General features: G+C 72.5%; 19 protein-coding genes. 15 read left to right on the top strand and 4 right to left on the bottom strand.

Annotated features, from left to right (window positions below; translation table 11 throughout):
- The first annotated feature begins 337 nt into the window (after positions 1-337).
- A complete protein-coding gene (locus BM396_RS15585) occupies positions 338-1,726 on the top strand; it encodes a DNA-binding protein (protein WP_007565560.1) in 1,389 nt (462 codons plus the stop codon).
- A 200-nt stretch (positions 1,727-1,926) separates the two neighbouring features.
- Here BM396_RS15585 and BM396_RS15575 read toward each other — a convergent pair whose 3' ends face one another.
- From BM396_RS15575 to BM396_RS15560, 4 genes are all read right to left on the bottom strand, one after another.
- Complete coding sequence (locus BM396_RS15575) at positions 1,927-3,249, bottom strand: hypothetical protein (RefSeq protein WP_007565562.1); 1,323 nt, start codon at positions 3,247-3,249, stop codon at positions 1,927-1,929.
- A gap of 187 nt (positions 3,250-3,436) precedes the next feature.
- Positions 3,437-3,751 carry an ArsR/SmtB family transcription factor gene (locus BM396_RS15570; protein WP_007565564.1) on the bottom strand — a complete coding sequence of 105 codons (315 nt, stop codon included), beginning with the start codon at positions 3,749-3,751 and terminating at the stop codon, positions 3,437-3,439.
- Between the two features lie 628 nt (positions 3,752-4,379).
- Positions 4,380-4,712: a hypothetical protein gene (locus BM396_RS15565; RefSeq protein WP_007565566.1), complete on the bottom strand. Its 333-nt coding sequence runs from the start codon at positions 4,710-4,712 to the stop codon at positions 4,380-4,382.
- A 17-nt stretch (positions 4,713-4,729) separates the two neighbouring features.
- Entirely contained in the window at positions 4,730-5,515 is a 786-nt protein-coding gene (locus tag BM396_RS15560) for a hypothetical protein (protein WP_007565568.1), read from the bottom strand.
- A 759-nt stretch (positions 5,516-6,274) separates the two neighbouring features.
- Between BM396_RS15560 and BM396_RS15555 the strand changes: the two genes are divergently transcribed.
- From BM396_RS15555 to BM396_RS15495, 14 genes are all read left to right on the top strand, one after another.
- The gene (locus BM396_RS15555) at positions 6,275-7,303 is read left to right on the top strand and encodes a hypothetical protein (RefSeq protein ID WP_007565570.1); all 1,029 of its coding nucleotides are present in this window, start codon (positions 6,275-6,277) and stop codon (positions 7,301-7,303) included.
- Between the two features lie 89 nt (positions 7,304-7,392).
- Positions 7,393-7,824: a hypothetical protein gene (locus tag BM396_RS15550; RefSeq protein ID WP_007565572.1), complete on the top strand. Its 432-nt coding sequence runs from the start codon at positions 7,393-7,395 to the stop codon at positions 7,822-7,824.
- A gap of 51 nt (positions 7,825-7,875) precedes the next feature.
- Positions 7,876-8,667, top strand: coding sequence for a metallophosphoesterase (locus BM396_RS15545; protein ID WP_007565574.1), 792 nt, complete (start codon positions 7,876-7,878; stop codon positions 8,665-8,667).
- Positions 8,668-8,751: 84 nt separating this feature from the next.
- Complete coding sequence (locus BM396_RS15540) at positions 8,752-10,695, top strand: AAA family ATPase (RefSeq protein WP_007565576.1); 1,944 nt, start codon at positions 8,752-8,754, stop codon at positions 10,693-10,695.
- On the top strand, positions 10,692-11,672 hold the full coding sequence (locus tag BM396_RS15535) for a metallophosphoesterase family protein (RefSeq protein ID WP_007565578.1): 981 nt from the start codon (positions 10,692-10,694) through the stop codon (positions 11,670-11,672). Before BM396_RS15540 ends, BM396_RS15535 begins: the two co-directional genes overlap by 4 nt.
- A 68-nt stretch (positions 11,673-11,740) precedes the next feature.
- On the top strand, positions 11,741-12,616 hold the full coding sequence (locus tag BM396_RS15530) for a 3'-5' exonuclease (RefSeq protein ID WP_230364973.1): 876 nt from the start codon (positions 11,741-11,743) through the stop codon (positions 12,614-12,616).
- 510 nt (positions 12,617-13,126) lie between these two features.
- Positions 13,127-14,533: a hypothetical protein gene (locus tag BM396_RS15525; protein ID WP_007565582.1), complete on the top strand. Its 1,407-nt coding sequence runs from the start codon at positions 13,127-13,129 to the stop codon at positions 14,531-14,533.
- Positions 14,534-15,061: 528 nt separating this feature from the next.
- Entirely contained in the window at positions 15,062-15,571 is a 510-nt protein-coding gene (locus BM396_RS15520) for a hypothetical protein (protein WP_007565585.1), read from the top strand.
- A 464-nt stretch (positions 15,572-16,035) separates the two neighbouring features.
- Entirely contained in the window at positions 16,036-16,206 is a 171-nt protein-coding gene (locus BM396_RS32805) for a hypothetical protein (RefSeq protein ID WP_007565587.1), read from the top strand.
- Positions 16,207-16,314: 108 nt separating this feature from the next.
- Positions 16,315-17,514 carry a hypothetical protein gene (locus BM396_RS15515; protein ID WP_007565589.1) on the top strand — a complete coding sequence of 400 codons (1,200 nt, stop codon included), beginning with the start codon at positions 16,315-16,317 and terminating at the stop codon, positions 17,512-17,514.
- On the top strand, positions 17,514-18,209 hold the full coding sequence (locus BM396_RS15510) for a TnsA endonuclease N-terminal domain-containing protein (RefSeq protein ID WP_007565591.1): 696 nt from the start codon (positions 17,514-17,516) through the stop codon (positions 18,207-18,209). Before BM396_RS15515 ends, BM396_RS15510 begins: the two co-directional genes overlap by 1 nt.
- Positions 18,206-18,427, top strand: a complete 222-nt coding sequence (locus tag BM396_RS15505) for a hypothetical protein (protein ID WP_007565593.1) — start codon at positions 18,206-18,208, stop codon at positions 18,425-18,427. The genes BM396_RS15510 and BM396_RS15505 overlap by 4 nt, the downstream gene beginning before the upstream one ends.
- Complete coding sequence (locus BM396_RS15500; RefSeq protein ID WP_007565595.1) at positions 18,409-20,670, top strand: DDE-type integrase/transposase/recombinase; 2,262 nt, start codon at positions 18,409-18,411, stop codon at positions 20,668-20,670. Before BM396_RS15505 ends, BM396_RS15500 begins: the two co-directional genes overlap by 19 nt.
- A gap of 10 nt (positions 20,671-20,680) precedes the next feature.
- Positions 20,681-21,808 carry an ATP-binding protein gene (locus BM396_RS15495; protein WP_007565597.1) on the top strand — a complete coding sequence of 376 codons (1,128 nt, stop codon included), beginning with the start codon at positions 20,681-20,683 and terminating at the stop codon, positions 21,806-21,808.
- The last annotated feature ends 6 nt before the right edge of the window (positions 21,809-21,814 follow it).

Genomic DNA, 21,814 nt, shown 5'->3' with positions numbered 1-21,814 from the left:
TGAATGCCTTCGTAGTGCGGCGGGGCAGGCCGACGAAGTACGTCTTCGGTGGTAGCGAGGTTTCCGGCGGCTCAAGGCGGGATGGCGGCTGCTGCCGCCGGCGGTTGGCACGCGACTCAGAGACGTACGCATAATGAGTAACGTTATGCGTACGCGTTACACGACGGGGGCGTTCGCCGACTGGGCGTTCCTCAATCCGAAGGCCTCCCGCGGCCTATCTGTCCGGTCGCCCTCGGGTCCGGCTCGCTCTCGCGCCCACACCGAGCCTCCACGCGGACCGCGACCGTTTCTTCACCGCTCGCGGCGATGATACCGGTAACGGCTTGGGATGGCGGGCATGGTGACGGAGAACGGGGTCTGGACAGCCGCGGATCGGATACGGGCCAGGCCGGCACCGCCCGGTGGCACCAAGGAGCGGGTCTCGGTCCGCACGGTCCGGAGGGAACTCGGCGGCGGGTCGTTCGGCGACATCGCTCGCGAGCTCAGGAAGTGGAAGGACAGAGAGGACTACCGGCCGGCCATCGAGCGGGCGGACCTGCCGGAGGCGTTCGAGAGGCGGCTCACGGTGATCGGGCGGGAGCTGCTTGAGATGGCCCGGGTCGAAGCGGCCCGGGCGGGTCTGGCGGACTTCGTCGGAGCGGAGGATTGCAGGGCCGCGGCGAGGGATCTGCTCGACGAGGCGCTGGACCGGGTCGATCTCTTGGAGGAGCGGGTCGCGGCATTGCAGGCCGAGCTGGACCGGGTGCGGGCCGTCGGCACTCAGGCCGGCGGGGCCGCGCCGCCCGTTTCCGCCGCGGGTGAGGCGGACTCCCTCGCGCAGGGTCGCGCCGGGCCCAGGTTTGTCGATACCGCGCACGGGCTCAAGCTGGCGCGAGAGGCGAACGACTTCTGGGGACAGGTGCGGGACGCGGTCGAAGCGGCGGTGCGCCAACGCGGCCCCATGGCGGTCCACCCGCTCCTGAGAGCGCTCTCGACCCGGCTCAAGCAGGAGGGCGAGCGGGCGGGTTTCCCGCTCACAGAGGCGTGGCTGCGCTATCACCTCCTGCGCCTGGTGCAGGACGGCAACGGGCTGACCCTCGTCGGCCACCGGTTCGGGCTGGCCGAGCCCGAGCCCGAGCCGGACGTCGCGGCGACGTCCGAGCCGCCACTCGCCGAGGCGGTCGCGGCGATGGGGAAGCGGCCGTTCTGGCGCTTGTTCATGCGGGAGGTCCACGCCCTTCTCGCCAGGAGCGGGGCCCAGACGGCGGAAGGCATCCTCGGCGGCCTGGATCCTGAGTTGGTCGCGGCGACGGGGCGCTTCCAGAGGATCACGCCCCGGCTGCTCCGGTGGAAGCTGCGCCAGCGCATAGCGGAGCGGAGGCCGTTCGAGGAACTCCCGGATGGGCGCTTCGCCGCCCTCGTGGGCGAAGCTCCCTGGGACGGTGAGAGCCCGGCCGGGGTCCCGGCGGCGAGGGCCGGACGACGCCCGCGGCCGAGGCCCGCGGCGAGCGGGGCCACCGCGGCGCGACAGCCGACTTATCCGACGCCCGCCCGCAGGCTACGCCGCGGGGTCCGGCCGCACCGGCGGGGTTCGTTGTCGTGGGGCCACCGGCATCCCGGCCGGCGGCGGGGCATCGGCCGCGCCGCGAACGTCTTCGGCGACCGTCGGGATCTGCGCGTGCGGTCCGGCGCCCTCGGAACCCGCGCCCGCGGCCGGACGCCCGATGACGACGGCGGCCACCCGTGACACGGTGCTCGCCCATCGCGCGATGGTCGGACGGCACCAGCGGGTCGGGTCCAGGGCGTCGGCGTGGTGGTTGGTCGGTCCCTCGTCGAGGACGGCGCGATGGAGGCCGATGCGGTTGCGCGACCTCCGGACGCTCTCGGCCAGCCGCTGGAATGACGACCGAATCCCTCCGGCCGGCTTCGTCGCGCCGGTCACCGGGGTCAGCGCGGACGCCCGACGGGCTTAGCGATGGCGAGCACGCCCTTCAGGCCGCTCCCGAAGCGGGCGATCGTCTCCCGGTGCCCGCGCAGCTCGCTGTAGGGCAGGTAGCGCAGGTCGAGCTCGGCCACACGCGAGAAGGCGGGCCGGGCGAACTGCGCGCGCACGTCCTCCTCGCGGTTGTCGGGCGCCACCAGGAAGAAGTTGCGCGCGGCCCCGCCCTCGACCCCGAGCGCCAGGTCGAGCATCCGCACGATGCCCGAGTAGATGCTCGTCGTGTGCTCGACCTCGAAGGCGGCCGCGACGTCTCCGGCCGACTTGTCCAGCCAGATCACGTCGATGAGCCGGACCGTCTCGGCCGACCCGTTCGCCGTCAGGCGCCCGGGCAGGCGGTCGAGGCAGCCGTCGGACAGGCGGCCCGCGGCGTAGGGGCGGTTGCCGTCGTTCGACGCGATCCAGACGTCGAAGCCGAGGGCGAGGCCGAGGTCGCGCAGCCAGCCCTGGACCTCGGTGTGGGTGTGGTCGGCCTCACGCGCGGCCAGCGCGGCCTTGGAGGCCGTGTCGGCGGCCTCCGCGCGCACGCGGTCGAGGTCCTCGCGCCAGCGGGCCAGCGCGGCGGCCCCGTCGCGCTCCGGCAGCGGGTATCGCCCGGACCCGACGTCGAACAGGAAGCCCGCGATGGCGCCGTAATCGTTGGAGAGCAGGCCGCGATGGGCGGCGTTGAGGGCGACGATGCCCCGGCGCATGGCGAGGTACTCGTCCCACTTGCCGAGCTTCACATTGGCGCCGGCGACGGCGTTGTAGCCCTTCACGATGGCCGTGTTGAACGGGGGCACAAGGGTGGGGTGCAGGAAGTACAGCAGGTTCGCCGCGGCCGGACCCAGCCCCTTGATGCGTTGCCGGTCGAGGGCGTGGATGGCGGCCAGCACCCCGTCCTCTGCGCTGCAGCACAGGCAGGCGTCGAGGAACCGGCCGAACGCAACCTGGTTGGCGCGGTCTTCGTAGATGTCGGGGATGCGCAGCTTAGGCTTCCAGAGGAAGGCGTGGTCGGCGCCCTTGAAGACCTGGCGCTGCTCCGCGATGGAGTGGACCACCGTTTCCAAGGACGAACCGCGATAGGCGTTGCCGAACGCGTCGGCCCGGATCTCGTCGATCACCGCCTGGAGGCCGCGCCGGATCGAGCGGAAGTTCTTGATGCGCTCCTCCCACAGGAACCAGGTCCGATAGGAGGCGCCGGGGTCCTCGCGCCAATGCCGGATCAGGTTGCCGATCCAGGCGTCGTCCGAGGGGCGGTGATCCGTCCCGGTCTCTTCCGTCAGGCGCATCGGCGCGGCATTCCCAAAATCCGGATTCGGGCCGGAGCATACCATCGCCGCCCCGGTCGGCGCTGTCGTCGGCAAGTCTCAGCGGCGCGCCTCTGCCGGGCAAGGCCGCGCGGGCCCGGACAGGTCGCGGCGGTCGGGACGGCGCCGTTCGGGCGGCGGTTCCATGCCCGGTCGCGAGCCCGGTCCATCAGGCCGACACCGAACCGGGACCGGCCGACCACTTCCGGTGCCCCCCCTCAGCGAGGAAGCCGATCAGGGCGTTCATCGCCGGATCGACCGCCCGGCAGACCAGCGTCGTGGCTTGGCGTTCCTGGGCGACCAGACCGGTCTGGATCAGACGGTGGAGATGATGGGAGAGCGTCGAGGCCGGGACATCGATGCGCTGCTGGAGGGCACCGACCGGCAGGCCGTCTCGGCCCGCCCGCGCGAGCGTACGGTACACCCTCAGGCGGGTCAGATTGCCGAGCGCCTCCAACTGTCGTGCCGCTAGTTCGAGCTCCATGGAAGCACCATGAAGACGCGGGACGGGGTGCGCAACCCTTATTTCTATATATCTAGAACTATCGCCGCGGAATGGGCGTTCGACCACGCGCGCCGACGCAGGGAGGTTCCGCTCCCTCGCGACCGACCGCTGCGCCCCTTCACGCTCGGATGCCCGACCCCATCAGCGCGGCGCGATGCCGTGGGGCAGCGGATCCATCGCCACCGGCGCCGAGATCGGTCGCGAGGCGCGTGACCACGGTAACCGGCTCAATCTTCCGGCACGCACGCGAACCCGAACCGTCTCCGGCGGCACCGCCTGCCCGGGCGTCCGGCAGCGGCGCGGCATCCCCGATGCGCCGTCGCCTCGTCCCTCCCGGACAAAGCTTGGGCAGCTCGATCGACCGTTCCCTGACCATGGCGCAACCCCCGTGTCCCGGCTTGCCGATTATGCCGGGAGTCGGCCACCCGTAACGCGTTACGCATAACGATACCCGTTACACGTTCGTCGAGAGGGCGCGTCCGGGACGATTTCCGAGGCTTCGAACGCCGGTCTTTCGACGTGCGCCGGCTCGCGCTGCGAAGCGGAAGCCGGTCCTCGTCGGCTCGCATCCTCCGGGCGCCCTTGCCGTGGGCCGCCTGGGAAGCGGTCAAGCGTCGTCCGGCTCGTCGCCGCGGTACGGCGACAGGCCGACGAGAACGCACGGGTCCAAGTCCCAGTCGTCGAAACCGGGGTCGAGCAGGCCGACCCCGTCCGCCGACAAGGCGTAGAACGCCTCGTAGGGGTTCGCGTCCCGGTGCGGAGCCGCCGTCGGCGCCCGGTCGCGGGAGAGGTCGCCCTGACCGATCCGGGCGCGCGAGGAGCCCGCCCCGGCGCGCACCCGGCGAGCGCTTCCGGAGCGACCGGGACGAACGGTCCCGGGCGAGGCGACGCGCGGCCGGGGTGCCGGCGAGACGCGGTTCGGTTTCGTGCGGTCGATCATCGCTCTGGTCCTTTCCGTCAGGCGCGAAGGCGGGCGGGTTGCAATGCGCGGAGGCGAGCGGTCGCCACCGGCGTCGGGCGGGCTTTGCGGACGCGGTCGCCGACGGCCTCGGCGGTGCCGACGGGCGCGTCCCGGAGAAGCGGGTCGCCCAGGGCGGCGGCGCAGTCGAGGAGCCGCTCGTGCAGGGCACGGTCCCGGGCCGGGGAGAGCGGCGACATGAGCGCGGCCAGGTCACCCGCCTCGAAGCGCTCGGCGTCCGGATCCGCCGAAACGGCGAGGAGGGTGGCGGCGAGCGCGACCGCCGCGTACCGCATGCCGCCGCCGAGATCCCCCGCGAGCAGCCGCATCTGTTCCAGCGGCGAGAGCCTCGGCAGCCGGAGCGGCAGGACGCGCGGGGCGATCCGCCAGGCCGGCTGGCCGAGCCCGCTGTCGCAGCGAAGGTGCCACGCCCCCGACGCGGTCGCGTGCAGGGCCTGGGCCGCGGTCAGCCGGCACGCGGTGGCCACGACGCGAAGGTGCCCGGGTTCGCCCGGACCGCCCTCGCGAAGCAGGTCCGTCGGCAGGACGGCGATCACGTCGCCTTCCGACCGTGCCGCCAGTCCCGAGAGGACGGCCGCCGCGTCGCCGGGATCGGGGCGGAGCAGGTCGAACGAACCCGAGAGGCGTGCCAGGCCACAGGCCTGGGCGCCGTTGGCGCCGACGGCGACGACGGTCGGACGGGTGCCGGCGGCGGTCAGGCCGCCGGCCACCAGCGCTGCGGCCAGGAGGCCGGTGCGGTCGTTGGAATGGATGGTCGCGATCACGGCGTCCTCCTTTGGGCCGATGCATCGAGGGAATCTTGCCATCTATATTTCCATAAGTCTAGAAATACAGAAATTACTGGTTATCGGATCCCTGGTCGCGCCCGGCGTACTGTCTATCGCGCTTCGCGCGGTCCCGTGCTCGTGACGACCGCCATCGGCGTCCCGCCCTCCTCGAAGGCCGGGCCGTGGGCACGGCCCCTTGTCGCGTCCGTCAGCGCCCGCGAGATCCGCACCCGTCAATTCCTGAAAGGCCTGAGGTGTGGTCCCCTCGTGCGACGCCGCCGCCGGCTCATCCCGGCATCGGCGCCTGAACGGGCGACCGTCGCGCCGAACCGGCGATCACGACGGTCGGTCAAGGCCGGCTCTCAGGGGCGCAGCGGGTCGTCTGCGCGACGACCGCCTGGGGCGTGGAAATCCAAGGACCGGCCGGCTTCGACCGCAGGTAGCCGCTCGGGTCGCCGGGCGCGGTTCGAAAGTGTCACACGATGCCTCATGCCGGTCGCGGGGAGCGGCCTCCGGCATCGTGACGCCGTTTCACCTCGGGCGTATGCGTAAGTAATTCGAGGCGCCCAACACTGTACGCCACGCCACCGTTAACCATTCCAAAAATATGGCTCTTGATAATAGTTGGAATATGCTGTTCATTTCCGCTCTTTTGCCTTAAGATTCGCGGATCAATCACAACGTGTCCGACGTCGCGCGCCCTGTGGCCATTCCACCGGGCGTGCCGGCGTCCGGATTCCGTCATGGAGATTGCCCTTGATCTCTGCCTTCTTCGGTTCCGCTGGCCGGACCCATGCCGCCTACGCCGCGCTCCTTCTCGCCGACGCCTATGGCGTTCTCGGCCGCCCCGTCACGCTCCTGCGCGTCAGGTTCCCCGAGGAGGCCCCGTTGCCGGGCCGGACGGTCACGGAGGAGGGCCTCACCGTCAGCGAGCGCGAGGCGCGCGACGCACGGGAGGCGGGAGAGATCGCGGCCGAGGCCGTGGGGCGGGACGATGATCTCGTCCTCGACCTGCCGGCGGCGTGCCTGGGGAACCTCGGGCTGAGGGCGCGCATCGACGCGCCGGTGCTGCCGGTGGGCCCGACCCCCTTCGAGGAGCATGCCGCGGCGTCGGCGCTCGCGGGCATGAACCCGTCGGAGGATTTCGGTCTGGACGTGGTCTCGCCGCCCTGGCTCCTCGGGTGCGGGCGCAGCGGCGGAGCCGCCGCTGCCGACGCGTTCGGCCGCGTCATGCGTGGGCACGAGGCGCTCGTGCCGGGTCGAGGCCGTGTCCGGACCCTGCCGACGGTCGTGCCGGCGTTCGGCCGCGGGGAGGCACAGCGCATCGCCGAAGGGGATCGCACGAGCCGCAGCCTCGGGGCCTCCGTCACGCTGCTCGCCGCCCTGCGCGCCGCCGCCGCGAACCCACATGCCGCCGAGGTCGACCCCGCCGCGTTCGCCGCGAACCTCGGTGTCGACGTCGAACAGGCTCGGGCGCCGGACGAGCGCGAGGCCGGCGACCGGCTGCGCGACCTCGCCGACGAGCTCCAGGGGATCCGCGACCAAGTCAAGCCGACGCGGGAGGACCTGCACGGCGCCCCGCGCCTTGAGCGGTGGCGGGCCTCCACCCGGTCCGTGAGAGTGCTCACCGGCGAGGTCCACGGGCATCCGAACTTCCCCGACGGCCGCCGCATCACCACGAGCGATCTGTACGCGTCCGATGGCCGGCGCTGGGCGCGCACCCTGTCGAGGTATTTCGTCCTGGGCCAACCCGACACGGGCGCCGAGCGCCTCGACCGGCACTAGCCACCGCCATCCCGTCCGAACGAACCCCGCCCGCGCGCCTCGGCGCGCGGGAGCGGGTCCGTCTTGCCCGTCACGAGCCCGGAGGACGCATGCGCGCGAGCGACGATTCCCATCCCCGCGACCGGACCCTCCCGCGCCGCGAGCCGCCCGCGGGAAGCCATCCGCTCGCGCTCTGGCGCACGGAGCGGCTTCCGGACATCGAGGCCTCCGCGATCCGGGAGGTCCGCCGAGCTCTCGCCGGCGGCGTTTGCCTGCATCATCGGTCCTGGCCCGCGGCCCGGAGGGGCGAGGCCGCGGCCGCCATCGCCGTCACGCTCGACCTAACGCGGCGCGCCGAACCGGACCCCGCCGTCGTGGACCTCGCGCTCTCGACGGTGCTCGTCGCCGCCTGGCGGGGCGATGCGGCGGCCCGCACCGTCCTCGCCCACGTCCTCGCCGGCCTGCCGCCGGACGTGCGCGGCGGGCGTCCGGGCCGACCCGGAAGGCGGCGGCCCGGACGCCGCCCCCCGCCGCGGCGGTGACCGCCGCATCCCGAACAACGGGACGATCCCGACAACCAAGGAGTCGATCACGTGCGGATCTGGACCTTCAGCGACTTGCACCGCGACCTGTCGCGGGCGCCGTGGACGCCCGGGCACATCCCCGACGCCGACGTCGCCGTCGTCGCAGGCGATGTTGGGCAGGGCCTGGCGGACACCATCCTCTGGCTGGGCCAAGCCATCCGACCGATCATGCCGGTCGTGGTCGTGCCGGGAAACCATGAATTCTACGGCTCGGCCGTGGACGAGGAGCGCGCGCTCGGACGCCGGGCCGCGGAACGGCACGGCGTGACCCTGCTCGACGACGACACCGTCGAGATCGGCGGCGTCGCCTTCTCCGGCGGCACGCTCTGGACCGACTACGGCCTCGACGGCGCGGGAAACCGCCGGCGGGCCGTGGCGGCCGCGCAGGCCGGCCTCAACGATCACCGTTGCATCGCGACGACGCGCAACCCGGGCTGGCGCACCTTCCGGCCGGAAGACGCGGCGGCCCTGCACGCCGCCAGCCGCGCCTTCCTGGAACGCGCGCTGCTGGAGGTCGACCCGCCGGGCGCGCGGGCGCGACCGCACGTCGTGGTCACGCACCACGCCCCCGCCCGTGCCTCGCTCGACCCGAGCTTCGCCGGCAGCGTGCTGAACCCGGCCTTCGCGAGCGACCTCGGCGGCCTCATCGCCGCCAGCCGCCCGGACCTCTGGCTTCACGGCCACGTCCACGCCAGCCGCGACCACCGGATCGGTCCGACCCGGATCCTGTGCAACCCCCTCGGCTACGACGGCGAGAACCCCGCCTTCGACCCCGCCTGCGTCGTCGAGGTGCCGTCGTAGGCCGTCGCCGGCGGATGCCTGCCGCGACCCGGGCCCGACGTGACCCGGCCCCGGACCTCGACCCATCCTCGGAGCAAGGCGACCATGCCCCACCTGACATTCCTGCGCGACGACCTGAACGAGGCGGAGACCGGGGACGTCGCCGCCGACGAGCGCCGTCCCGCGACCGAGACGCTCGCGGCCTTCGCGCTCGAAGCGGCGCTCTCGCCCGCCCAGCGCCGCCGCATCGCCGCCGACCCCGCCTTCGCCCTCGTCGTCCAGGTTCCGGCCGCCGACTGGGTCGAGCCGGTCCGCGAGGCGTGCGGGCGCCTGGCGGCGTGGGGTCACGTGGTGGCGCGCAACGGCGGTTCGAGAAGCGAGGACCGTGCGGACCGCGGAAACGACCGAGTGGCGGACCGGCTCGCCCGCGGCGACCGGGTGCTCGGGGTCTCGCAATCGCCTGCGCGCTACCTGCCTTCGGCCCTCGTCGCCGCGGCGGACCTGCACGTTCGGCTCCCTGGCGCGACCGACGCCGTGATCGCGCGGGTCGTCCGGGCCGCCACGGGGCGGCGTCCGACCCTGCCGCCCGGGATCGCCCGCGGGCTGGACTTCTTCGAGATCGCCGCCGCGGTGCGCGGGACGACGGCGCGGTCCTGCGTCGCGCGCCTCGCCGCGGCGGCGCGCTCGAAGGCCACCGCGGATCCCGCCGTCGGGTCGGCGCCCGATTTCGCGACCCTGGTCGGCTTCGGCGATGCACATGCCTGGGGTACGCGCCTCATCGACGAGATCGCGACCTGGCGCGCCTCCGGCGGCGCGCCCGCGTTCCAGCGGCTCGACAGGCACGTCGCCCTCAGTTCCGCCCCGGGGTTAGGAAAATCATCTTTCGTCCGCTCGCTCGCGAAGGCCGCGGGCCTGCCGCTGGTCGCGACCTCGGTCGGCGCCTGGTTCACCGGATCCGACGGACACCTGGGTGGCGTGCTCCGCGCCTGGGATGCCGCGTACACGCACGCGTGCGCGCTGGCGCCTAGTATTTTGTTCCTAGATGAGGCTGATAGTATTCCTAACAGAGCCACGATGGACAACCACGCGCGCGAGTGGTGGACCCCCTTGTGCACGAGCATTTTGCTCGGTTTCGATGCGCTCAACGCGCCCGGCGCCCCCGAGGTGTGCATCATCGCGGCGACGAACCACGGCGACAGGCTCGATCCCGCCTTGATCAGGCCCGGACGGCTGGGCCGGGTGATCGAGATCAAGCCGCCCTCGGCCGCCGACCTGGCGGTCATCTTCCGGCAACACCTCGACGACGGCGAGGTGCCCGACATGGACCTCGCGCCGCTCGGCGCGCTTGCGCTCGGCGCCAGCGGCGCCCAGGTCGCCGGGTGGGTGTCCGAGGCCCGTGCCGCCGCGCGCGCCGCCGGACGGCCGATGCGCCCGGAGGACCTGCTCGGCCGCGTCGCGCCGCCGGATCAAGGGAGCCCGGCGGACCGACGTCGGAGCGCGTACCACGAGGCGGGGCACGCCGTGGCGTTCGAGCGGATCGGTGCCCGCGTCGCCCAGGTCGACTTGGTCCCGCGCCGGGATTCGCTCGGCGCGACCTCCGTGGCGACCCGCCTCGGCCAGTCGCCGACCCGCGCGGAGATCGAGGGCCTCGCGGTCGCGCTCCTGTGCGGACGGGCCGCCGAGATCCTGTTCCTCGGGGAGCCGAGCGCCGGGGCGGGCGGCGATAGCCGCTCGGACCTCGCGCGCGTGACGACCCTGCTCGCCGGCAACCACGCCTCGCTCGGCCTCGGCGACCGGTTGACGTATCGCGGCGCCCCCCACGAGGTCGCGGTCGCGCTGTCGCTCGACCCCGCCCTTCTCGGGGCGGTCGAGCGCGACCTCGACCGGCTGAGCGGCGAGGCTTTGGCCGTCATGGAGGCGAACCGCACCGCCGTGGCGGCCGTCGCCGAGCTGCTGATCGCGCGGCGCCTGGTCTCGGGCGACGCGCTCCGGGCGCTGATCGCCGAGGCGGACCAACACCGCGCCGCGCAGGACGGAGGACAGCCGTGACGCTCCACGTTCCCGATCCGGTGGCCCGGACCGAGGTGCATGCACCGGTACCGACGGAAGGCCCGTCCGCCGTGCCGGCCGCCCCCGGGGCGCGGTCCGCCCCGTCGGAGCCCGTCCCGTTCCGTCTGTGGACCCTGTCCGACCTCAGGGTCGACCGGGCGCCCCACGTGCTGCCGGACCCGCTGCCGGACTTCGACGCCTTGCTCGTCCCGGGCGGGATCGCGCCCGGCCTGTGCCGGTCCGTGCGCTGGCTTGCGGACGCGCTCGGCGGCCGCCAGGGTCGGCGGCCGGTCGTCCTCGTCCCGGGACCGGCGGAGTACCTCGACGGCGAACCCGTGGGCGAGGCGCTCGCCGAGGCCGTGCCGCTCGGGGCGGCGCTGGGCATCACCGTGCTCCACGACGGCGCCGTTCGCCTCGGCGATCCGCTCCGGCCCGGGTTGGTCATCCTGGGGGCGACGCTCTGGACGGACTTCGCCCTCGACGGCGTCGAGAACGCCCGGACCGCCCGCGCCCACGCCCGGAGCCGCTGGACGGTGACGGACAGGGCGGCGAGCGCGCCCGGGGTGCCCTTCTTCCCGCACGACGCGGCCGGCGCGCACGCCCGCTCGCGGGCCTTTATCGAGGACGCCCTCAACGCCGTCGCCGTCGGTGCCGGCCCGTACGGCCATATGCCGAATCCGGTCCTGCGCGACATCGGCCCGGGCGACCGGGCCGCGGTCGTCACCGGCTTCGCCCCATCACGGTCCTGCCTGCCGCCCACCCTGGCGAGGCCCGTGCTCGACCCGTGGCGGGTCTGCTGGCACGCCTCCGCCCTGGACCCCGTGATGGAGGGGTGGGGCGCCCCGGCCGTCTGGATCCACGGGAACGTGCCGCAGGCCTGCGACCTGCGGCTCGGGCGCACGCGCGTCGTGAGCAACCCCTACGACCCGGACGACCCGACGAACGGGTTCGACGCCAGCCGCACGATCCTGGTCTGACAGCCGCCCCGGAGAACCGCCCCATGCACGAGACCTGCTCCCCGTCGCCCCGGCTTCGGCTCCCCTCCATGTCCGACGCGAGCGCACCCGCGGCCGGCGCGCGCTCCGCCGTCCGCCACGACCGTCGGCCGGCGGCGGAACCCGGCGCGGAAGCGGACGCGCTCCTCGTCGTCGATATCGAGACCGTGCCGGACGAAACGCTGATGCCGCCGCCCGAGGTGTGGGCCCGGGACAGGTTTCCGAAATGCGCGTGGCACGCCGTGGTCGCGGTCAGCTTCGTGCAGGCGGAGATCCTGCGCGACGGCGACACGGGACTGGAGGAATATCGGGTCACCGCCTGCAGGAGCGGCGGCGAGGCGGGCTGGGACGAGGCCCGCATCCTGCGCGGCTTCTGGCGGCACTTCGCCTCCGGCAGATTCCGGCTCGTCACCTGGAACGGCCGCGGCTTCGACATGCCGACGCTGCTCCACCGCACGATGCTCCACGGCATCTCGGCGGAAGCCTGGTTCCGGCGCGGCACGCGCTGGTCGGGCTACGGCAACCGGTACGGCGGCGCCCACGTCGACGTCATGGACGAGATGTCCGGGTTCGGGTGCGCCAGCCGGCTCACCCTGGAGGAGGCGGCCGCGCTGGTCGGCATGCCGGGCAAACTCGGCGAGCACGGGTCGCTGGTGGCCGACATGGTCGCCGCCGGCGAGATCGAGCGCGTCCGGGCGTATTGCGAGACCGACACGATGACGACCTTCGGCATCTACGTCCGCCATGCGTATCTCGCCGGCCGGACCGACGCCGCGGCCCACGACAGGGCGATCGCAGGCCTCCAGGATTACCTGGAGCTGGAGCGGACCCGCAGACCGCATCTAGGCGCCTACCTCGATGCCTGGCGACGCCTGTCCGACACGCGGCCGGCGTTCGTCGTCGACAGGGACCGCCGGGGCGGATGACCCTCGCCCTCGGGTCCCGGTCCCGTCCTCCCGGGTCGCGGGGCGCGGGGCGCGGCACCCGGATCGGGCTCGGGGCCCCGGTCCAGATCGCCGCGTCTCGGGCCCGGGCCGCGCGGCGTCGCCGGCACACCGGACCGGCCGCCGGCGCACGCGCCCGGACCGGTGACGCCCACCGCGGGCGCCGTCGTGCGACGGATGCCGAAGCGGCGCGCCGCGGTCCGGCGCCCCATGCGTTCGCGCCGTGCCGCCTGAGGCGGCCCGGTCCCCGAGAACCCCTGGATGTCGAGGCGGGACATGGCGGAACGCGCGAGCGGAACTTCACCGGGGTCGCCGTCGGGAACGTCGCGGCCGGCGGCGGCGCGGCGGCACGTCCCGGCAGGGTCGGGGACGGCGTTTGTGCCTTGCCGCGCGCCTCGCACAATGGGCTGTGCGCCCGAATCCCGGGCGCCGTCCAAGGACAGGACCGACCCGGCCCGGCCTCCGCGCACAGTCCCGGTGCGAGGTCGTGCCGTGCGCCTCGACCGGACGCCCGCGCGCCTGGGGCACCGTCCGGCCATGCATCCCGACCCCGAATTCCCGGTTTCCCCCGCCGGCGTCCGCCCGGCGCGGGCGGACGTGCACGAACTCGCGCGGGCGCGGCAGGCCATCTCCGCCCTGGCCCATCCCGACACGCGGCCCATCGTTGATACGGCCATGGGCACCCTGCATGCGGCGCTCTCCGGGGGCGGTCTCCAGGTCTCCAAGATCCCCGGGCTGCAGAGCGCCATCCGCAAACACGTCAGGCAGGCCTGGATGGATGGCATCGTCGCCCCCCTCGCCCGGTCGCGCCATCCGGCCGACCGCGCCGTGCTCGACGCGATCCCGAAGGATTTCGCCCTGAGGGCCCACGCCGAGGTGCTGGCCGCCCTGGAACGGATCGCCCGTTGGGTCCCCGAGGATGCCGAAGGCACGCGGGCGCACCTCGGGCGGGCCTTCGAGTACCTGCGGATGCTGCCGCTCATCCTGCAGGCCCTCGCCGACCTCGAAGACCTCGCGCCGGGCGCCACTCGAACGGGCCGCCCCGCGTCCGGACCCGGTTCCGCGGCCCTTGCCGACGCCGCCGCACTGGTCCAGCGCCGGCTCAGGGCGGCGCTGTCGCCGGGCCTTCCATCCTTGATCGGCGACCTGGCCGACCTGGTTCACCGCGCCCCCCCGGCCGCGGCCGACGTCCCCGCGCTGCGCTGGACGGCCGCCGCGCTCCTCGCGCCGCCCGCGCGCGGCGCCCGGACATCGGACCGGGGCGGTCCGCAATGGCGCCGGAGCCTCGCCGGCGCGCTCTCCCGCGACCTGATAGACGAGGCGCTCGCGCCGGCCGCAGGTCGACTGCTGCGCCGGCATGCCGGCCTGGAGATCGGGGACGCCCGCTATGCCCGGCAAGAGGGACACGGAGGCCGGCTAGACCTCGCCCTGTCCCGCGCCGGCGTCAGGCTGCTCCTGACGGTCCGCTTCGACGTCGCCGCCGGGCGGTTCGAGCAATCCTCCGCGGTCGTCTCGTCGGACGGCGCGCCGACGACGCTCGCGCCCGAAGACACCGATGCACTCCTCGATGCGTCCATCCCCGACGAGCTCGACACACCCGCACATCGCGCGATGCGCCGCCTCTCGCGGCTGGACCGCGCGCCCATCCTCCACATGCACGTCAACGGGACCGGCGAGCTCCAGGTCGCTCCTGAGGCGGTTCGGACGCAGGATGCCGGGTTGCTGGAGGAGCTTGTCCGCACCGCCGACGAGGAGGGAAGCGCCGTCAGGTTCGACCCGGTCCGCGACCTCGTGCTGGCGTCCGGCTTGGTCGAGATCGGCTTCGAGTGGCACGACGGGCCGGCCGGTCGGTGCCTGATCCGCGCCCCGGCCCAACCCACCGGTCGGCCAGGCCCATGACGACCAGGTCCGGGACGGCCGGGTCGCCGACCGGCTCGGGGGCCCTGTCGACGGCAAAGCCGCTCGGCCAGTGCGAGGGTCGCGATACCCGCTGACCCCCGAGGGCCAGCTTGATGAACTGCGGCATACGCCTTCGTCTCGGCGCAGATGCTGATTAGAATACGCAGACCGACATTTGGTACGGCGGCCTGTGCTCGAATGAATGCTTCATCGACTTGAAGATCGACGAACGCGGACGTGGCGTTTGCGGGCGCCCTTGGTCACTTCGATGGTCGCCAGCCGTTCGATACACGCGACACTCCGCCGGAGGATGACCCGGGGACGCGACGGACAAGATTGGCCGGGTGCGCGATCCGGTTTCACTCACCCGGTCGACCGGGCCGACCGGGTGAGGTTCCGTTTACCACGTCCGGTGGACCTGGGCGAAAGAACTTGCGGCCTGGCGGGCACCCGGTCTATGGTCCGATCAGCAGGTCGCGGAGCTACTCCGGACCTGGATGCGGACCTGGACCTGGTCGGGGGTGCCGAATGGATGTGATCATTCAGATGTGCCAGGAGCGCGACCGGGCCCGGCAAGCCGCCGCGGACAGGACGCGGCAGCTTCAGGAGCTCATGTTGGAACACGTGAGCGCCATCGCGGCGGAGACAGCCAAGGCGGCCCGCCTCGACCAGGTGATCGCGACCCTGCGGCAGGGGGCTGCCTACGCGCCGGAGCCGACGCCGGCGGCCGACCAGGCCGAGACGGAAGCGCCGGCCCAGCCGCTGCCGGCCGACGAGCCGGTCTCGGGCGGGGCCGAGCGGGAGCCGGTGCCGCAAGTCTCGGGCCTGGTCGCCCAAGTCATCGTCGACGCACTCGCGAAGGCGGGCGCCAAGGGGCTGTCGGGAAGCGAAGTCAATGACGCGGTTCGGGACGCCGGCTTCACGCTCGATGCCTCGGAGAAAAACAAGACCCGCCTTAAGAATAAAAACCTCGTTTACCATGATCGCAAGGCACAACATTGGTATCTGAAAGATCCAACGAAGGCCTCGGCGTCATAAGACCAGTCTAGATCCAACAACTCATCAATCATCGAGGAGAATGGCAATGCGCAACATATCTCGCGCAGCCCTCCGCGCGCGCTCGCGCGACCCACCGGATCGGGAAGTGATCGGAGCGGCAAAATAAAAGCGCACGGTCCGATCCGGACCGCACGCTTTGAGCTTGCCCGCAACCGAGCTGCGAAGCCGTAGCAGGTTAGGACTGGCCCGTCGGCCGAGAGCTTGAGCCCTCTCGACCGCGTCATTGCCAGACCTCGTGATCACGATTGCCGAAAACCAGACCGGCCAACCACCGGGATCAAGGCCGACATTCGAGACCGACGACGTATGCCAGCTCTCGCCTGCGAAAGCAAGCGGGCTGCGCTCCGCCTCCTCGGGATCCGCCGGCCCAAGCCGGCCGCGCCCGGACCGTCCCCGCGACGGATCCGGACCGGCCCCGCGCGACCCCATCCGAGGAGAGCATCATGAACGAGCCGTACCGCGTCGAGCCCCTCACGGCCGACTTCCAGCCGCCCCTCGCCCCCCTGATCGACCGAGCCTTCGATGCCTGGGACGGGGACGTCGCCGCGCTGCTCGGCGTCCCGCGGGGGACGTTCGAGCGGGAGACCGAGGCCAGCGAGCCCACCGAGTTCTGAGCCGCCGACGAAGCCCCGGCCTCCGGGCCGGGGCCGCCATCCCATCCCATCCCATCCCATCCAATCAACAAGGCTGGCCCCGTCCGCCTTTCAAGGACCCATACGACCATGAAGCAGCTCGAACTTTTTCCGTCGACGACTGCCGACGCTGACCGTCTCCGGGCCGAGATCCAGGCCCTCGACGAGATGACGGAGCGCGAGCGCGCCGCCGCGCTGCGCCGCCACCGCTATGTGCGGGCGGTCGAGGACCTCCCGCAGGGACGGCGGGGTGACCGCCACCTGCGGGCCGCGATCCGCGCCGTCTGCGAGCTGAGCGACGACGTCGATCCGCCCACGCCGCGCCAGGTCAGGACATGGGAAGCGCGGCTTAGGGAGGCCGGCGGCAACCCGGCCGGCCTCGCCGACCGGCGGATGGCGCGGTTGCCCCGGCAGCAGACCCACTGGGCCCCGTGGATCGGCGAGCTTGTCGACCAGGTCGTGGCCGAGGCCGACCCGCGCCTGGGCGTCACGCTGACGGCCATGGCCCGCCTCGCACAGGCGAGGTGCTTGGAAGCGGCGCCTGCGCGGGGCGGCGCGGCCGCCCACGTTCCCGGTTTCCGGACCCTCGTGCGGATGGTCGGCGACCGTCTGCGTTCCCTGCAGCAGGCGTATCGGTACCGGCAGCTCTCGTGCGGGCGTCCTCTCGCCGAGGTCGTCGTCGCCCGGGAAGTCCTGCGGCTCGCCATCCCGGAACTCGGCGCCGACCGCGTCCACCTGGTCACCGCACGCGACAGCTACAGCGGCGTGATCGTGGCGGCGGCGCTCGGCATTGCGCCGCCGGACGGGGAGGACCTGCTCGGCCTGTTCGGGGCGCGGACCGCGACGGCTGCCGCGGAGCCGCTCGGCGCCGCCCGCCTGTGCATGGGGCTGCCGGAGGTGATCGTGCTGGACCATGATCCCGCCTTCCTCGGCGCCACGTTCCAGCATTCCGCGGCGGCGCTCGGCATCCGGCTGCACTTCGCCGGGGTCGACCATCCGGGCGCTCCCTGCCGGGCAGCGGGCCTGCAGCGCTGGCTGACGGCCCGGGGGGAGGCGGTCGAGGACGCAGGAGGCCTGATGGCGGGGGCGCACGCCTGGCTCGCCGATCTGGACTTCCGCCGCTCCGGAGCGGACCGGCGGACCCCGCTGGACCGCTGGCAGGAGGGGGTCGCTCGCTATCCCATCCGGCTGTCGCCGGGGGCCGCTCCCGCGATCCGGACCGGCGAGGAATCGGGTGGCGCCGACGCAGCCGAGGGGCCTGACGGCCGCGACACCCGGCGGCGGCCCTGATGCCGGCGACCCTGCGAAGCCGTCATGTCGGCAAGCCGAGCCCGTCGCGCCCGGTCGTCACCGGCCGACGGGACTGCATCACGGGCGAGGTCCCCTCCGGCAAGGTGGGGATGGGCTATCGCATGGTGGCCTACGAGGGCCTCCTCGCGCGGGACTTCATCCTGATCCTGGAGCAGGACGATGCCGTCCTGCGCTACCAGGAGGAGCCCGCTCCCTTCCGGTGGCACGACGGCGTCCGGTGGCGCCGCTACACGGCCGACTTCGCCGTGGAGATCGACGACGGGCGGCGCATCGCCGTCGAGGTCAAGCCGCGGAAGAGGGTGATCAGGCTGGGCTGGGACGGGATCCGGCCCCGCATCGAAGCCGGCGCCAAGGCCGCCGGCTACGACGGCTTCGAGCTCTGGACCGAGGTCGAGGTCGACGCGCTCCGCGTCGCGAACGCCGCGCTCGTCGCGAGCGAGCGCACCTTCGTGGCCGACGAGGCGGAGCAGCACACCATGCGCGTCGTTCTCGACCGCTTCGGCGGCCAGGGCCTCGTCCGGGACCTCCGGGCGGCATCGGGGCTCCAGGCCCGCGCCTTCCGGGCCGTCGTGGCCCTGGTCGCGCGAGGCGAGGCCGAGCTGGCCGACCCCGGCCGACCCTTCGACGACCACGCCATGATCCGCCGCCCCGCGAACCTCAGGAGTGCACCTTGAACAGGCTCGACCAGCAGTTCCGCCTTCCCATCGGCGCGGTCGTCGTCGTCGACGGCGTCCCCTACGCCTCCGTCGCCCGCGAGCGGGCGGGCCTCGCCCTGCGCAGGCTCGCGGGCGGTTCCGAGACCGTCGTGCTGAGCGACGCCGTCCTGGTGGACCTCCACCGCGGCGGGAGGGTGCGCATGGCGGGACCCGGTGCATGCGGGGGGCTGCGCTGACCATGGGCGCGTGCCAGATCCGTCTCCAAGCGGACGCGCTCGTCATCGTCGAGGGCGTCTACCACAAGGTGCTCTCGCGCGACGAGGCCGGCGTCACGCTGCGCACCCTCGGGGCGAGGCCGGTCACGGTCACGAAGACCCATGCCGAGTTGGCCGACCTCTACTTCGGCGAGCCCAGGCGGCTCCAACTGGTGGAGGACACCGCCGCCGGGCTCCCCCAAGGCGTCAGGGACAACCTCCTGCGCAACATCGACACCTTCGACGTTCGCCAGCAGGACGCGGCGCTGATGCGCCTCGACTACGTGCAGGCCTGCGACCGGTGCTTCGCCGAGCGGACCCATAGGAAGGTCCCGAAGGGCTACGCCGATATCGCGAGGCTCGTCGCGGCCGAGCGCCGGCAGCGGGCCATCGAGAACGAGGGCTCCCATCCCGACGACGTGCCGCTCGAACGGGTGAGCGGCTCCTCGCTGAAGGGTTGGTACGGGCGCTGGCGCAAGGGCGGCAAGTCCATCGTGGCGCTGATCCCGCTGGACGACCTGAAGGGACGGGCGGGTTTCCGCCTCGATCCCGAGGTCGAGATGATCATCGCGGAGCGCGTGCGCGAGGACTGGCTCACCCGGAACGGACCGCCGCTGAGCCATGTCATCGTCTTCATCCAGGGCAGGATCGAGCGCGAGAACAAGACGCGCACCGTGCCCTTCGACGTGCCCGATGGCATGACGATCCGGCGTTGGGTGAAGGCGAACGTCAGCCAGTTCGACGTGATCTACCATCGCGAGGGCCCCGCGGCGGCGGAGCAGGCCTTCCGGCACGTCAAGAAGGCCCCCCAGGCGACGCGGCCGCTCGAAATCGTCGAGGTCGATCACACGCCCCTCGACGTGCTGGTCCTGGAGGGCGACGGCACGCCGGCGCGCGACCGGCGCCGCAAGGACAAGCGCACGAGGCGGGTCTGGCTCACGGTCGCGATCTGCGCCGCGACCCGCATGATCGTGGGATTCCACCTCAGTGACGAGCGTCCCTCCTGGACTTCGGTGATGCACTGCCTGCGCATGGCGGTGCTGCCGAAGGACCTGACCGGCATCCGGGTCGACACGGCGTGGCCCGTGTTCGGCGTGCCGGAAGTGGTCAAGCTCGATAACGGGAAGGAATTCCACTCCCGGTCGATGAAGGCGGCCGCCGGGCAGCTGCGGTTTGAGCTCCGCTACATGCCCCGGCGCAAGCCCCACCTGAAGGGCAAGGTCGAGCGCGCCCTCGGCACTATCGCGCGCGACTTCTGCGCCTACCTTCCCGGACGGACCTTCCGCGACGTGCGCGAGCGCGGCGACTACGACAGCGTCGGGCAGGCCGCCCTGACCCTGGCCCAACTCGTCGAGTTCTTCACCATCTGGGTCGTCGACATCTACCACAACCGCAAGCATGGCGGGCTGCTCGGACGAACGCCCCTGCTGCGCTGGCAGGACCTGGCGGGCTATGGCACGCGCCTGCCGCCGTCGGCCGACGACCTCGACCCGCTCATCGCCCTGGTGGTCCCGCGGACCATCCAGCGGAACGGGATCACCTTCCTCGGCCTCACCTACCAGTCCGACGAACTGAAGGGCGTCCGTCGCAGGAAGGGCTTCCACTTCGGCGACGAATTCCTCGTCAAGGCCGAAGCGTCCGATCTCGGCCACCTCCTCGTCCTGGTGGACGAGGAGGCCGGTTGGATCAAGGTCCCCTGCGAGGACGGGTTGGCCGACGGGACGTCTCTGGCGGAGTGGCGAGACGTGGTCCGCACGGCGCGTCGGATGACGCAGGAAGGCCAGCGCGTCGCTCGCGCGACGCTCGTCCGCGCGATGGAGCTGCTGCGCGCCGAATGCCGCAAGGCCGGCGTCAAGCCGAAGCGCCTGGCGAGCGCCGACGTCGACTGGTTCCGCGACCACGCCGACGACCCGATGTTCGAGGTCGCCTGGGACGTCGCGGACGAGGGCGCCCACGAGGAAGAGCGGCTGCGGACCCGACGCCCGCGGAAGGCCGCGCCGCCGGCCGCGGCCGACGCGGCACCCGCGCCCCGGGTCGGGCAGGGTGGCCGCAAGACCGCCCCGCGCCCGGCCAGCGCCCCGCAGGAAGCCCCGCAGGACGCCGCGCCGGCGGCCCGACCGGCCGGTCCGAGGCCCGTCGCCGCCGAGGCCGATCCGCGGAGCGTGACGGCGGATGTCGGCGCCGAGTTCGACCCCGACGATCCTGACAACTGGACTGCCGAGTGAGGGCCATCGCATGCCGCAAAGCCAGGACGGGGAGATCTTCCGCCCCGACGTCACCATCCTTCCCGGCCCCCAGGCCGCCCCGGTCCGCCGTGAGCGGTTCGCGATCCGCTTGAGCCCGCAGGACCTCGAACGGCGGGCCTGGAAGCGACGCGTCGACACCATCCACGTCAACACCGACGTCGTGATCAAGACCGTCGCGCGCTTCGACGAGATGCTCAAGGACCTCGGCGACGATGTCGAGGGTCAGTGCCTCGTCATCCCGGCCGCTTCCGGGGCCGGGAAGTCGCATCTGCTCGCCCGGTTGCAGCTCCGCCCGGCGCTCGTGCCGTTCCGCGACGAGTTCGGCCCCGTGCGGCCGCTGGTCTACATCAAGGCGCCGAGCCCCTGCACGCTGAAGACGCTGGGTCTCGCGCTGTACCTCGCCATGACGGAGAAGGAGCTCAGCGCCAACCTGAAGGAGCACGATATCTGGACCCGGGTGCGCCACCAGATGCACGCCCAACTCGTCTCCATCATCATGATCGACGAATTCCACCATGCCTTCCGCGGACGCACCGGTGACGAGCGGCGCACCCTGGTCGAGACGCTGAAGAACCTCGTCATCCCGGATCCGGACGATCCGCTTCGGCCGCCCGGTGCGGAGTTGCGCCCCGTCTCCCTCGTGCTCTCGGGCATGCCCTGGCTCAAGAAGGTGCTGAAGGAGGATTTCCAGCTCCTCCGGCGCTGCGTCTTCAAGCCGATCAAGCCGCTGGGTCACTCGGAAGCCTGCGTGAAGAAGGCCACGAAATTCCTGTCGCTGGTCGAGGCAAGGCTCGGCTTCCCGGCCGCGTGCGGCCTGTCGGAGCACGACATGGTTCAGCGCATGCTCAAGGCTTCGAACGGCTACACCGGTCGCATGATGCACCTCGTCAAGAAGGCGGCCTTCCGCGCCATCCAGTCGGGCAAGCCGAGCATCGGGCAGGTCGACCACCTCGGCTTCGTCTTCGAGGAGATCTTCGAGCTCGGTCCGCGCAGGAACCCGTTCCTGGTGGTCGACATCTCGACCCTGCCGAAGATGAAGGAGATCGAGTTCGAGAGGCTCACGCGCCTGACGGGGACCGCCGAGGCCGGGGTCGAGACGCAAGCCGACGACGCGTAGGGGGAA

Source organism: Methylobacterium sp. UNCCL125, from assembly GCF_900116795.1.
Taxonomy (GTDB): Bacteria; Pseudomonadota; Alphaproteobacteria; order Rhizobiales; family Beijerinckiaceae; genus Methylobacterium; species Methylobacterium fujisawaense.
The sequence above is the reverse complement of the archived record's forward strand: the minus strand, read 5'-3'. Positions and strand labels throughout refer to the sequence as shown.

What these genes read in the sequence shown, in the direction of transcription:
- BM396_RS15520 (WP_007565585.1), top strand. Translation starts at nt 15,062, where the DNA reads ATGGATGTGATCATTCAGATGTGCCAGGAGCGCGACCGGGCCCGGCAA.
- BM396_RS15550 (WP_007565572.1), top strand. Translation starts at nt 7,393, where the DNA reads ATGCGCGCGAGCGACGATTCCCATCCCCGCGACCGGACCCTCCCGCGC.
- BM396_RS15500 (WP_007565595.1), top strand. Translation starts at nt 18,409, where the DNA reads ATGCGGGGGGCTGCGCTGACCATGGGCGCGTGCCAGATCCGTCTCCAA.
- BM396_RS32805 (WP_007565587.1), top strand. Translation starts at nt 16,036, where the DNA reads ATGAACGAGCCGTACCGCGTCGAGCCCCTCACGGCCGACTTCCAGCCG.
- BM396_RS15495 (WP_007565597.1), top strand. Translation starts at nt 20,681, where the DNA reads ATGCCGCAAAGCCAGGACGGGGAGATCTTCCGCCCCGACGTCACCATC.
- BM396_RS15570 (WP_007565564.1), bottom strand. Translation starts at nt 3,751, where the DNA reads ATGGAGCTCGAACTAGCGGCACGACAGTTGGAGGCGCTCGGCAATCTG.
- BM396_RS15515 (WP_007565589.1), top strand. Translation starts at nt 16,315, where the DNA reads ATGAAGCAGCTCGAACTTTTTCCGTCGACGACTGCCGACGCTGACCGT.
- BM396_RS15565 (WP_007565566.1), bottom strand. Translation starts at nt 4,712, where the DNA reads ATGATCGACCGCACGAAACCGAACCGCGTCTCGCCGGCACCCCGGCCG.
- BM396_RS15530 (WP_230364973.1), top strand. Translation starts at nt 11,741, where the DNA reads ATGTCCGACGCGAGCGCACCCGCGGCCGGCGCGCGCTCCGCCGTCCGC.
- BM396_RS15585 (WP_007565560.1), top strand. Translation starts at nt 338, where the DNA reads ATGGTGACGGAGAACGGGGTCTGGACAGCCGCGGATCGGATACGGGCC.
- BM396_RS15575 (WP_007565562.1), bottom strand. Translation starts at nt 3,249, where the DNA reads ATGCGCCTGACGGAAGAGACCGGGACGGATCACCGCCCCTCGGACGAC.
- BM396_RS15510 (WP_007565591.1), top strand. Translation starts at nt 17,514, where the DNA reads ATGCCGGCGACCCTGCGAAGCCGTCATGTCGGCAAGCCGAGCCCGTCG.
- BM396_RS15540 (WP_007565576.1), top strand. Translation starts at nt 8,752, where the DNA reads ATGCCCCACCTGACATTCCTGCGCGACGACCTGAACGAGGCGGAGACC.